The 13655-nt window shown below is 37.1% G+C and carries 10 protein-coding genes; all 10 read left to right on the forward strand.

Annotation, left to right across the window (positions count from 1 at the left end; genetic code table 11):
* The first annotated feature begins 1 nt into the window (after position 1).
* The gene (locus tag KH364_RS01010) at positions 2 to 826 is read left to right on the forward strand and encodes a phosphatidate cytidylyltransferase (RefSeq protein WP_105097966.1); all 825 of its coding nucleotides are present in this window, start codon (positions 2 to 4) and stop codon (positions 824 to 826) included.
* Positions 827 to 844: 18 nt separating this feature from the next.
* On the forward strand, positions 845 to 1990 hold the full coding sequence (locus KH364_RS01015; protein WP_105097967.1) for a 1-deoxy-D-xylulose-5-phosphate reductoisomerase: 1146 nt from the start codon (positions 845 to 847) through the stop codon (positions 1988 to 1990).
* 8 nt (positions 1991 to 1998) lie between these two features.
* Positions 1999 to 3015: an RIP metalloprotease RseP gene (gene rseP, locus KH364_RS01020; protein ID WP_009351488.1), complete on the forward strand. Its 1017-nt coding sequence runs from the start codon at positions 1999 to 2001 to the stop codon at positions 3013 to 3015.
* A gap of 18 nt (positions 3016 to 3033) precedes the next feature.
* Entirely contained in the window at positions 3034 to 4119 is a 1086-nt protein-coding gene (gene ispG, locus KH364_RS01025) for a flavodoxin-dependent (E)-4-hydroxy-3-methylbut-2-enyl-diphosphate synthase (protein ID WP_273298010.1), read from the forward strand.
* Positions 4113 to 5831: a proline--tRNA ligase gene (locus tag KH364_RS01030; protein WP_273298011.1), complete on the forward strand. Its 1719-nt coding sequence runs from the start codon at positions 4113 to 4115 to the stop codon at positions 5829 to 5831. Before ispG ends, KH364_RS01030 begins: the two co-directional genes overlap by 7 nt.
* Positions 5832 to 5947: 116 nt before the next feature.
* Entirely contained in the window at positions 5948 to 6775 is an 828-nt protein-coding gene (locus tag KH364_RS01035) for a PHP domain-containing protein (protein WP_273298013.1), read from the forward strand.
* 15 nt (positions 6776 to 6790) lie between these two features.
* The gene (locus KH364_RS01040) at positions 6791 to 7663 is read left to right on the forward strand and encodes an Asp23/Gls24 family envelope stress response protein (RefSeq protein ID WP_273298014.1); all 873 of its coding nucleotides are present in this window, start codon (positions 6791 to 6793) and stop codon (positions 7661 to 7663) included.
* An 8-nt stretch (positions 7664 to 7671) separates the two neighbouring features.
* The gene (gene miaB / locus KH364_RS01045) at positions 7672 to 8988 is read left to right on the forward strand and encodes a tRNA (N6-isopentenyl adenosine(37)-C2)-methylthiotransferase MiaB (RefSeq protein WP_273298016.1); all 1317 of its coding nucleotides are present in this window, start codon (positions 7672 to 7674) and stop codon (positions 8986 to 8988) included.
* Positions 8989 to 8990: 2 nt separating this feature from the next.
* Positions 8991 to 11624 (forward strand): DNA mismatch repair protein MutS, encoded by a 2634-nt coding sequence (gene mutS / locus KH364_RS01050; RefSeq protein ID WP_273298018.1) that lies wholly within the window; start codon positions 8991 to 8993, stop codon positions 11622 to 11624.
* Entirely contained in the window at positions 11624 to 13654 is a 2031-nt protein-coding gene (gene mutL / locus KH364_RS01055; RefSeq protein WP_273298019.1) for a DNA mismatch repair endonuclease MutL, read from the forward strand. Before mutS ends, mutL begins: the two co-directional genes overlap by 1 nt.
* Position 13655 lies beyond the last annotated feature (1 nt).

Below are 13655 nucleotides of genomic sequence, written 5' to 3' on the forward strand. Positions count from 1 at the left end.
AATGTTAAAAACACGTGTTATTACCGCTGTTATAGGTTTTATTATTGCCTTAGGGGCCATTACGTTAGGCGGACCAGTGTATGATGTTCTTATTACGCTGTTGGCCCTATTAGGGTGGCGTGAATTTGTTTTGCTCGGCAAGGCTAAACATGTACGCATGTCCATTATATGGGGTTACATCAGTATGTTATTATTGATGATTGCTTTCGCATGTTATCAATATATTCTTGCTATAGCTATTTTAGTATTAAGTTTATTTGCTAATTACATGTTATGTACGTTTGGCGAAAATAAATACTCTATGGCTAGCGTCTCCTTTAGCGTATTTGGTTTGCTATACGTTGGTATTGGTATGATTTCTTTGCTCATGATTCGTCATGACTCTATATACATGTCTTTAACAATGCCTTTTGAACTACATAACTGGGGAACAATTACACTTTGGTTATTATTGTTTACTACGTGGGCTAGTGATACCTTTGCTTACTTTGCAGGTCGTGCATTTGGTAAACGTAAGATTGTACCATCAATTAGTCCTAATAAAACATTAGAAGGTTTTATTGGTGGTTTTGTAGGTTGTATCATTACAGGCGCAGTATTTTCGTATATCGTTGGTATTCCTTGGTGGATGGGTATCCATGTAGGGATGATCAGTGGTATATTAGCACCATTAGGTGATTTATTTGAATCAAAGATTAAGCGATTATGTAATGTAAAAGATTCTGGTACTTTATTACCAGGTCATGGTGGTGTATTGGATCGCTTCGATAGCTTACTATTTGCGGCACCTATCACATTAGTCTATATATTGCTATTCGCGTACTAATCGAATAGAGGGAAACTTATGAAATACCTAAGTATTATTGGCAGTACTGGCTCAATCGGTACACAGACACTTGATGTAGTGTCTCAACATCCAGATCAATTCAAGGTGGTTGCCTTAGTGGCACATCATAATATTGACCTCTTAGAAAAACAAATTAAAGAATATCAGCCATTAGTAGCTGGTCTAGTTGATGAAAGTGCTTTTAAAGAGCTACAAGGACGTTATACAGGTCCTACAAAACTTGTAGGCGGTAAGGAAGCCCTCATAGCAGCTGCAACGATTCAAGAAGCTACTATGGTTGTCACTGCTATTGTTGGTGCTGCAGGTATTGAGCCAACGGTGGAGGCTATTAAAAAGGGTAAAACAATTGGCCTTGCTAATAAGGAAACCCTTGTTGCTGGTGGTCCGTTGATTACATCTTTAGCTAAGGAGTATAGCGTACAAATTTTACCTATTGATAGTGAACATAGTGCTATATTCCAATGCTTAGAAGGTCAAGATCGCAAGAATGTTGATTCCTTGATCGTTACAGCTTCTGGTGGTCCTTTACGCACCTGGGATTCCGATAAAATTAAAACTGCTACAGCTGCAGACTGCTTACGACATCCAACTTGGAATATGGGTAATAAGATTACTATTGATTCTGCCTCTTTATTTAATAAAGGCTTAGAGGTAATTGAAGCTCATTGGCTATTTGGTTTTGATTTTGATCATATTGATGTAGTAGTTCATCCACAAAGTATTGTTCATTCTATGATCCGTATGAAGGATGGTGCTATTTTAGCGCAAATGGGTAATCCAGATATGCGCGAGCCTATTCAATATGCTTTGACATATCCCAAACGTGAAGTTTTAAGTATGAATCATCTTGATTTTACGAAATCCTTACAATTGGAATTTTTACCACCACGGTACGATGATTTTCCTGCACTTCGTTTAGCTTATGAAGTCGGTCGTGCCAGTGGTTTTAAGCCTGCTGTATTTAACGCAGCTAATGAAACTGCAGTTTATGCATTTTTAGAAGATAAAATCGCTTTTGGCGATATTTATAAAGTTGTAACTTCTGTTCTTGAATCTATGGGACCAGAAGATGACTTTACGTTAGATAATTTATTATCCATCGATAGATGGGCCCGTGAAAAGGCTACATCATTGATGTTATAGGAGAATATATGACAACGGCATTAGCCACAATATTTGTATTTGGTTTAATCGTGTTTATTCATGAATTAGGCCATTTTATTACAGCTAAGATGTCAGGTATGCAAGTTGACGAATTTGCTATAGGTTTTGGTCCTGCCATATTTAAGGTACAAAAAGGGGAGACATTATACTCTATTCGTATTATTCCTCTTGGTGGCTTCAATCGTATTGCAGGTATGAGTCCTGATGAGCCTCTTAATGAGCGCTCCTTTTATAATAAACCTGCGTGGAAGAAATTTATTGTTATTTCTGCAGGTGCTGTATTTAACTTTTTATTGGCCATTGTTATTTTCTTTGGCCTTAATGTGACTGTAGGTAACCTTACCTACACAAATGAACCTGTTATTGGCAATATCATTTCTGGTAGTGCTGCGGAACAGGCTCATTTAAAAGCTAATGATAGAATTATTACTATTGATGGCAAAAAAATTACTACTTGGGATGAAATTCGTCCTAGCTTACAAGGTACAGCCAATCATGGTGTAACTGTCGTTGTAGAACGAGATGGACAATCTGTTGAAACTACAGTAATACCTAAGTATGAACAAGATAGCGTTAAAATTGGTATTTATCCTAGTTTTACTCGTGAAACTTATAGTATTGGTGAATCATTAAGCCTTGCTGTTAGCCGTACAGGTCAAACTATTGTTGCGATGGTCAGTGGCCTATATGATATGCTTCGTGGTACTCAAGCCGCTGAATTGTCTGGACCAGTTGGGATTTCTCAAATGGCTGGCACCATTGCTCAATCTGGCTTTGCACCATTATTAAGCTTTGCTGCATTCCTTAGTATTAATTTAGGGGTTATTAATCTATTACCATTACCTGTATTAGATGGTGGTCATTTGATTATTATTTTAGCTGAAGCTATAACAGGCCGTAGATTACCTGCTAAAGCTCTCATGTATATTCAAATGGTTGGTGTTGCCTTAATGGTAGCATTGTTCTTATATGTAACGACTCAGGATATTTTCCGATTACTATAAGACAGATGGGAGATTACAATGATTGTACGTAAACCAACAAATGGTATCTATGTAGGTACAGTTAAAATTGGTGATTATGCACCGGTAAGTATTCAATCAATGATTACAACAGATCCGGTACATACGGAAAAGGCGATTGCTGAAATTAACCATTTAGCAGAGGCTGGTTGTGAACTAGTTCGTGTCGCTGTTCCAACAATGGAGTCTGCAAAGGCTTTAAAAGCCGTTAGAGCTGGTATTTCTATTCCACTGATTGCGGACATACATTTTGATTATAGATTAGCATTAGAGGCTATTGAAAATAATGTAGATGGCTTGCGCATTAATCCTGGTAATATTGGGGGCGAAGATAAGGTATTAGCTGTTATTGAAAAGGCTAAACCTAAACAAATCCCAATTCGTATAGGTGTTAATGCAGGTTCTTTACCAAAGCATATTCTCGATGCTCATGGAGGTCATCCTACAGCTGACGGAATGGTTGAAACCGCTTTAGAACACGTAAGAATTCTAGAAAAATTAGACTATCGTCAAATGAAATTATCTATCAAGGCTACTGAAGTACCTTTAATGGTTGAAGCTTATCGTAAATTATCCGATAAAATTCCTTATCCATTGCATTTAGGTGTTACCGAAGCAGGTACTATTAAACAAGGTACTATTAAATCTGCTATGGGTATTGGTTCTTTACTGCTTGATGGTATTGGCGATACGTTACGGGTATCTTTAACAGGAGATCCAATTCATGAAATCGAAGTAGGTCGTAGTATTCTAAGTAGCTTAGGATTACGAAACTTTGGTGCCACTATGATATCTTGTCCTACCTGTGGTCGTTGCCAAGTAAATTTATTTGATATGGCTGGCATTGTAGAAGAGCGATTAGCATCCATTAAAGCTCCAATAAAGGTTGCTGTAATGGGCTGTGTTGTAAATGGACCAGGGGAAGCTCGCGAAGCTGACTTTGGTATCGCTGGTGGCGATGGACAAGGTATCGTATTCCGTAAAGGAGAAGTTATTAAGACTGTGCCAGAAGCCGAATTAGTAGATACATTATTTAGAGAAATTGATCAATATTTAGAAAGTTTAGATGAGGAGTCTTTATGTTAGCCACTAAATTATATGCACCTACATTGCGTGAGGTTCCATCTGACGCTGATGTAGTAAGCCAACAGCTCATGCTTCGCGCTGGTTTTATGCGTAAAACTGCAAATGGTTTATATAGCTTTTTACCATTAGGTTGGAGAAGTATTAAAAAAATTGAAGCTATCGTACGTGAAGAAATGGATCGTGCTAGTGCTCAAGAAATTATGATGCCTATTTTACAACCTGCAGAGATTTGGAAAGAGTCTGGCCGTTGGAATGCATATGGCGCAGAAATGATGCGTATTAATGATCGTCATGACAATGAGTTCTGCTTAGGACCAACTCATGAAGAAATGATTACGACCCTCGTAAAAAATGAAATTAATTCCTACCGTCAATTGCCGGTAAATTTATATCAAATTCAAAGTAAATTCCGTGATGAACGTCGCCCTCGTTATGGCTTGATGCGTAGCCGCGAATTTATCATGAAAGATGCTTACTCCTTTGATGTTGATGAAGCAGGCTTAGAAGAATCTTACAAATCTATGTATGATGCTTATACGCGTATCTTTAATCGTTGTGGTCTTACATTCCGTCCCGTAGAGGCTGATAGTGGTGCTATCGGTGGTAGCGGTACTCATGAGTTTATGGCTATCGCTGAAGCCGGTGAAGCTGATATCGTATATTGCACTAAATGCGACTACGCTGCCAATATCGAAATCGGAAAGCCTGGCATCATGAAACAAGCAGAAGAAGCTCTTCAAGAGTTATCCGTTGTAGATACGCCTAATGCTAGCTCTATTGAAGCTGTCGGGGAAATGTTAAACTTACCACTACATAAAACTATTAAAGCTGTAGTGTTCTCTATCGATGGTAAAGTAGTATTAGCTATCGTTCGTGGCGATCATGAAGTTAATGAGGTTGCTGTACAACATGCCGTACTTGGTTCTGTAGAACCAGAAATGGCTACACCTGAAGAATTGGAAAAAGTAGGTTTAACAGCTGGATTTATCAGTCCTGTAGGCTTAGAACAAACAGAAGAATTTGCTATTGTTGTAGATGAATCTGTTATGGAAACATACAATGTTTGTGGTGGGGCTAACAAAAAAGATGCTCACTACATAAACATTAATCCTAAACGTGACTTTAATGTAGAAGATATTATTGTTGCTCCCATACGCTTGATCACGAAGGATGATGTGTGTCCTACATGTGGTGGTTCTTTAGAACATGCTAAAGGTATTGAAGTAGGTCAAGTATTTAAATTGGGTACTAAATATTCTGAAGCATTACAAGCTACATTCTTAGATCAAAATGGTCGTCCTAATCCAATGATTATGGGGTGCTATGGTATCGGTGTATCTCGTACATTAGCTGCTGCTATTGAGCAATATCATGATGAAAATGGTATCATCTGGCCACGTTCTATAGCTCCATTTGAAGCCGTTATCGTACCGATTAATGCAAAAGATGAAGCTTTGATGTCTACAAGTGAAACTATCTACACTGCATTACAAGAGGCTGGTGTAGATGTATTGCTCGATGATCGTAAAGATCGTGCAGGCGTTAAGTTTAAGGATGCTGATTTAATTGGCTATCCTCTTCGCATTACAGTAAGTAAAAATACGCTTGAAAATAATGAAGTAGAAATTCAAATCCGTAAGACTGGAGAGGCACTTTCCTGTGCTATTGATTCTGTAGCTACAAAAGTAACAGAATTACTTCAAAACTTATAATAAAATTGCGATTCTAGTGAATGCTCATTAGGGTCGCAATTTTTTTTCCAAACTTGAATTAATAGACTAAATCAGTCATAATTAAAGGATAGGATATTTGTAATGGGAGGTACTATATGCTTGTAGATTTTCATATGCATTCCGTTTATTCCGATGGTATTGAAACACCAAAGGAATTATTGCGTCATGCCTTAGATTGTAATGTATCTATGATGGCTTTAACTGACCATGATGAAATTGATGGAATTAAAGCATTGCGTACCGCTCAGAAAGAATTTGATCCTAATGAAACGATTAAAATTATAAACGGCTGTGAATTTAGTGCTGATTATAAAGATAAGTCTATCCATATTTTAGGATATTGTTTTGATGAAAATAATAAAGAGTTAAATGAATTTATTACGTTCTTTAAAAGAAAACGTGAAGAACGCGTCGATGAAATGATAAGACGCTGTAATATCGAAGGTTATCATATTACAAAAGAAGATTTACTCAAACAATTTCCTGATACTAAAGCTTATGGACGTCCACATATTGGTAAGCTTTTAATTGATGGTGGATATGCTAATGATGTTAATGAAGTCTTTAGAGGGATTCTTCGCAAGGACAGCCCTTGCTATGTGCCTAAGGTAAAAGTTGAGGTTCAACATATTATTGACATTATTCATAAAGCTGGTGGTTTTGCTGTTATGGCACATCCTAAATTAGTATCTAGTGATGAATATGTATTAGAAATGTTAGATTTTGATTTTGATGGTATAGAGGTATATCATTCCAAACATAATGATATAGATGTGGAGAGATATAAAGCATTAGCTAAAAAACATAAATTGTTTATTACTGGTGGTTCTGATTATCATGGAATTCCAGGAAAGGAACCAGATAATTTTGGTGATTACTTAGTAGCTGGTAATGATGTATCAGAATTTATTAGTTTGTTATAAATAATGAGGTAGACTATGGAAGTCATTGCATTTGTTGGTAGTAGTGGCACTGGTAAAAGTCATCGTGCGCTCGTACTGGCTCACGAAAATAAAATTGAATGTATCATCGATGATGGCATTTTAATCCATGATAATAAAATTGTAGCTGGTTTTTCTGCTAAAAAAGAGTCTAGTCGCTTAAAAGCTGTTCGCCGAGCTATTTTCCAAGATGAAGTACAAGTAAAATCAGTACGAGAACAACTTGATAAAATTAATCCTAATAAACTCATGATTATTGGTACTTCCGATAACATGGTTAAGAAAATTACAAAAGCCTTAGGCCTACAAAATCCAGATCGATATATACGTATTGAGGATGTTGCTACGCCTAAAGAAATTGAAAGGGCGCAGCATGCTCGTCTTAAAGAAGGCAAGCATATTATTCCGGTCCCAACTATGGAATTAAAGCCTCATTTTAGAGGTTATTTGATTGATCCTATTAAAACAATGTGGCGTCGTACCTTGAAAAAACAAGATCAAGATACATTGGGACAAATAGGTTCTGAAGGCTTTGAACGCTCTGTAGTACGCCCTGCTTTCAGTTATTATGGACGTCTTACCTTTGATGATGATGTAATCATCAAATTAATTCGTAATGGCCTAAAAAAAGTAGCTGGTGTTGATGAATCTAGTGTTATTTCCTTTAAAAAAGGTGATAAAGGTCAAAATGGTCTCGTTGTAGATATGGCTGTTGTTATTGAACATGGTTATCCTGTAAAAACATTAATGCAACAAGTACAAAAATCTGTACGCAATGAGATTGAATACATTACAGGTATGTCTATTGAACGCATGTCTATTAAAGTTAAAAATATTATTGAAACTAAACGTAAGATTGTTAAAGTGTAGGAGTTAGAATGAAGTCTTATTATATTTACACCTATGGTTGTCAAATGAATACTGCCGATTCTGAGCGCTTATCGCATCAGCTAGAATCTGTTGGGTATACGCCAACAGAGGACGTGGAAACTGCAGATTTAATTTTATTAAATACTTGTGCAGTGCGTGAGAATGCAGAAACTAAAGTCTATGGCCGCATAGGTGAGCTAATGAGACTTAAGCGTAAAAATAAAAACTTGATTCTTGCTGTTACGGGATGTATGGCACAAAAGAATCAAGCCGAAATGTTTAAGCGCGCTCCCCATATCGATATTGTCTTAGGTACTCATAATATTCAACATATTAATGAAATGATTGAAGAAGTACAACGGGGACATACACATCAAATTAGTGTAGATATGGATAACACGGTACTTCCTGAACTAGAAGCCAAGCCAAATGGTACATTCTATGCTTGGGTACCTATTATGAATGGTTGTAACAAGTTTTGTACGTATTGTATCGTTCCGCACGTTCGTGGTAGAGAAATCAGCCGTCCTGTAGAGGCCATCGTAAAAGAGGTGACTGACCTAGGTGCAAAAGGGTTTAAAGAAATTACCTTATTAGGCCAAAATGTAAACTCTTATGGATTAGATTTTAAAGATGGCACTGATTTTGGTACACTCATAGATGCTTTGGATGGCATTCCTGGCATAGAGCGTATCCGTTATATGACAAGTCATCCTCAAGATATGACTAAATCTATGATTGATGCTCTTGGCCGTTCTTCCAACATTGTTACACATTTACATTTACCAATTCAATCAGGATCAGATCGTATTCTTAAAAAGATGAATCGACACTATACAGTAGAGCATTATAAAGAATTACTGTCGTACTGTCGTGAGAAAATTAAAGATGTAGTGGTTACTACAGATATTATTGTAGGCTTCCCAGGGGAAACAGAGGAAGATTTCCAAGCTACATTACAATTATTAAAAGACGTACGTTATGATATGGCGTATACTTTCATCTACTCTAAACGCTCTGGTACGCCAGCAGCGACTATGGATGATCAAATTCCAGAAGAGGTTAAGCGTGTGCGATTGCAAACATTGATGGATGTACAAAACGAAATCTCTTATGAATTGAACAAACCTATGGAAGGACAAGTGTTTGATATTATTGTTGAGGGGCCAAGTCCTCGCGATGAAGATATGTGGTTTGGTCGTACTTCTGGAAATAAAATGGTGTTATTCCCGAAAGACGATTCCTTATCAATTGGTGAAACAGTACCAGCCTATATTGATAAAGCACAAACTTGGGTTTGCTACGGTACAATACAAAAGGGGTAAGTATGGCAAAAAAGCAAACACCTATGATGGAGCAGTATTTAGATATTAAATCTAGATATCCTGATGAATTACTGTTCTTTCGTTTAGGTGACTTTTATGAATTATTTAATGATGATGCTTTGGTTGCATCTCGTGAACTAAATATTACCTTAACAGGACGCCCTACAGGAGATGAGGAACGCACACCGATGTGTGGCGTTCCTTTTCATGCTGCTGAAAGTTATATTGAAACGCTTGTTAAAAAGGGCTATAAGGTTGCTATTTGTGAGCAATTAGAAGATCCTAAAGCTGTTAAGGGCATCGTTAAACGCGATGTTGTAAAGGTCATAACACCTGGGACGGTAATGACTGAAAATGGTAATGATGCAAGGTCTAATAACTTTTTATCATTATTTTATATGGTAAAAGACGCATGGATACTCGTATTTTCTGATGTATCTACAGGGGAGGTTATTTGGCATCGTATTACTAACTGTGAAAAACGAAGTGATATGTACGATGCACTCAGTATGTATAGACCAAGTGAAATCATATTGCCTGAAGGGACAACTTTACCGCAAGATATTAAGGATTTCATTGAAAATCAATTTAGTAATGTTGTTTTATCACCATTCTCAACGTACTATACACAGCGTGAGGTAGCTGAGAAGGCTGTGAATCACTTTGGTGATTTAGGCCTTATGGAAGAGGATGTATGGGAAGCATTAGGATATATGCTTCTATATTTAGAAGAAATTATTAAGTCTGAAATTTCCCATATTAACTATGTACATCAATTGAGTGTAGGTAATCGTCTAATCTTAGATACATCTTCCTTACGTCATCTTGAAATTATCCATAATCTACGTGATGGCGGTCAAAAAGGAACATTACTCGATGTGCTAGATCGTACATTGACACCTATGGGAGCGCGCCTATTAAAACAATGGCTTGAAAGTCCGTTGACTGATGTAAATCAAATTCAACGTCGTCAAGCGGCCGTGGCAGAACTTATTACACGTGGTGCTGAACGCTCTCATATGCGTAGCTTATTAGATTGTATTTATGATTTTGAGCGCATCGTAGGTCGTGTAGAAACAGGTTCTGTATCGCCTAGAGATTTAACGGCTCTTCGTGAATCTCTAGCAGTATTGCCAGATATTAAAGATGTATTAGGTACATGTTCAAGTTTAGCATTAACATCCATTAATGACCGCATCCAAGACCATAAAGATATTTATGATTTATTATGCCGTGCTATTGCTGACCAACCAGCATTGACATTAAAAGAAGGCCGCGTTATTAAAGATGGTTTCAATCCAGATTTAGATGAACTGCGTTCTTTAGCGACTAATAGTGAGCAATGGCTGGCTAAGATGGAAGCTGATATTAGAGAGGCTACAGGTTTATCTAAAATTAAAACTGGTTATAATAAGGTATTTGGATATTACTTTGAAGTATCCCATAGTAAATCTGAACAAGTACCTGATTATTTCATTCGTAAACAAACATTAGCTAATGCAGAGCGATATATTACGCCTGAGTTAAAGGAATTTGAAATTAAAATTCTCAGTGCTAAGGATAAAATCATCGCCTTAGAGCATGAGTTATATCAACAGTTACGAAATGATATTAAACTCGTCATTAAAGAGGTGCAAGAAACGGCTCGTGCCCTTGCGGACCTTGATGTATTATGTTCACTTGCTTTAGTAGGTTATGAAGAAAATTATATTTGCCCTACCATTGTAATGAATGGTCAAATCAATATTCGAGATGGTCGTCATCCTGTTATTGAAAAATTCTTGAAGCGTGAAGTTTTTGTACCAAATGATATCGTTCTAAATCATGATGATGAGGAATTCTTGCTTATTACAGGTCCTAATATGGCCGGCAAATCAACATATATGCGTCAAGCTGCTATTTTGATGATTATGGCTCAAATTGGTTCCTTTATTCCTGCTCGTGAAGCATCTATTTCTCCAGTAGATCGCATCTTTACACGTGTAGGTGCTAGTGATGATATTTCTACTGGTCAAAGTACGTTCATGGTAGAAATGAAAGAGGTAGCCTATATTTTAGAGAATGCTACACATAACAGCTTAATTATCTTAGATGAAATTGGTCGCGGTACGAGCACCTTTGATGGTTTAAGCATTGCCCAAGCTGTAGTTGAGCATATTTGTAAGCATATTCACGGCAAGACATTATTTGCTACCCATTACCATGAGTTAATTAGTTTAGAAGAAAGCTATAGTAAATTAAAGAATTACACTGTAGCTGTAAAAGAAAAAGGTAAGGATGTTGCATTCTTGCGCCGCATCATTAGAGGTGGTGCAGACCGTAGCTATGGTATTCATGTTGCTAGATTGGCAGGCTTACCGAACTCTGTATTAAAACGGGCAGAAGTAATTTTGGAATCTTTGGAAGACCAAAGTCATGATACTAGTGATTTAAATAATCGTGTTATGGGAGCTCAACCTAATAATGTAGTGAAGCCAGTTACTAAACAAGTGAGTGATTCTTCACTAGGTAACTTATTTACTCATTCAGTAGTCGATAGCTTACTAGAAGTAGATGTAATGAGTATGACACCGATTGAAGCATTAAATAAATTATATGAACTACAAGAGGAGGCTCGTAAAGGAGGCGGGAAATAATGGCAACCATTCATGTATTGGATGAAACCACAATCAATAAAATAGCTGCTGGCGAAGTTGTGGAACGTCCCGCATCAGTTATTAAAGAGCTCATTGAAAACTCCATTGATGCGTCCGCCACTAATATTGAGGTTGAAATCGGCGATGGCGGTGTAGCTTATATGCGGATTACCGATAATGGTATCGGTATGACAGAAGAAGATGCACGCCTGGCAATTTTGCGTCATGCCACCTCTAAAATACAACGGGTAGAAGATTTATTTGATATTGCTTCTCTAGGCTTTCGTGGGGAGGCTTTGGCTAGTATTGCCTCTGTATCTCATTTCTCTTTAACTACACGAAAAGCAGACTCCGATTTAGGAACTCGCATTACTGTTGACGGTGGTACATTTACCGATTGTATTCCTTATGGTGCTGCACCGGGTACGACTATTGAAATAAGAGATTTGTTCTACAATACGCCAGCCCGTCGCAAATTCTTGAAATCAGAGCGTACAGAATCTTCTAAAATTCAAGATATTGTAGGCAAACTTGCGCTAAGTAATCCACATATTTCTTTTAAACTCATCGTAGATGATCGGGTAGCTATAATTACACCTGGCAATGGTAATATTGGTGATACGGTAGCTGCATTATATGGATATAAAACGAAAGATGACATTTTCACTGTTGCTTATGAAAGTGATTCTATTTATATCGATGGTGTAGTGAGTAAACCTACCCTTCTTAAAAGTACTAGAATTTGGCAAACTATTATCGTTAATAACCGCGTTATTTCTGATAAAACCATCATGAAGGCTATTGATAATGCATACCATGCACTATTACCGAAAAATGGTCATCCTTTAGTGGTGCTAAATATTACAGTGCCTGCTGGAATGGTTGATATTAACGTACATCCTCGTAAGAGTGAAGTTAAATTCTCTGATGATAAGATTATATTTAAAGCAGTTTACCACGGTATTTTAAATGCTCTAAATAATCCACTTCATGAGCGATATGAACGGGAGTCATCTGTTTATATGGGCATAAGTGAATCATTGTCAAAAGATAGTAGTAATACTCCAAATACAGCTATCAACCAAGGAGATGACAATACTAATATCTCTCATGGCAATAGTACGTATGATTCTTATAGAACACCTCCTGTTGTTCACGACGATATGCAATCTGCAGAACATATAGCTACAGCAGTAGATTATGATAAAGTCTTTGGTGGTCGCCGTACAAAAGGGTACGAAGTTATGCGTGGTGAAACTACACAGTTTGTGGAGAGCCTTAAAGCTAAGGGATATACACCTCCTGCACCAAAGGCTACTTATGAACAATCATCCTTTATTGACGAAAGTTTTGACGCTGTTCCTAAGGAATTCACTAGTTATACTAAAGAGGATATAGATCGTTTTAAATCTTTATCTCAGGATATACGTGAACAAGATAGTGAAGAACGAACTATACAAAACTCTGGATTCTTACCTATGGGGCAAGTAGCTTCTTGTTATATTTTGGCTAAAAAAGGTGATGATCTCTATATTATAGATCAACATGCAGCACATGAACGTGTACGTTATGATAAGCTTTGTAAGTCTTCTGAATCCATTCCTATGCAATCTATCCTTGTGCCTCAATATAGTGAGGCTACTGACGATGAAATGAATTTGGTAGAGGAAGAGCGAGAAACCTTACTAGATCTTGGATTTGATGTAGAGTTAGGTGGTCCTACGAAAATAAAATTAGTAGGGGCGCCTGTAGATTTAGTAGAGTCAAAGGCTTTTGAAATTCTCCAATATGTATTCTCTTACTTACACGAACATCAACAGCCTACTAAGGCTCAGTTACGTCATGAAATGCTAGCGTATGCATCTTGTAGAGGGGCCATTAAGGCAGGTCATAATTTAAATATGTATCAAATGACTACCTTAATTGAGGATTTATTTAGTACTGAAAAACCGTACGTTTGTCCACATGGTCGTCCAACGATTATAAAATTTACGCCTGATGAATTAGGTAAGTTATTCTTACGGTCTTAAC

The organism is Veillonella sp. oral taxon 158 (assembly GCF_018376515.1).
Taxonomy (GTDB): domain Bacteria; phylum Bacillota; class Negativicutes; order Veillonellales; family Veillonellaceae; genus Veillonella; species Veillonella rogosae.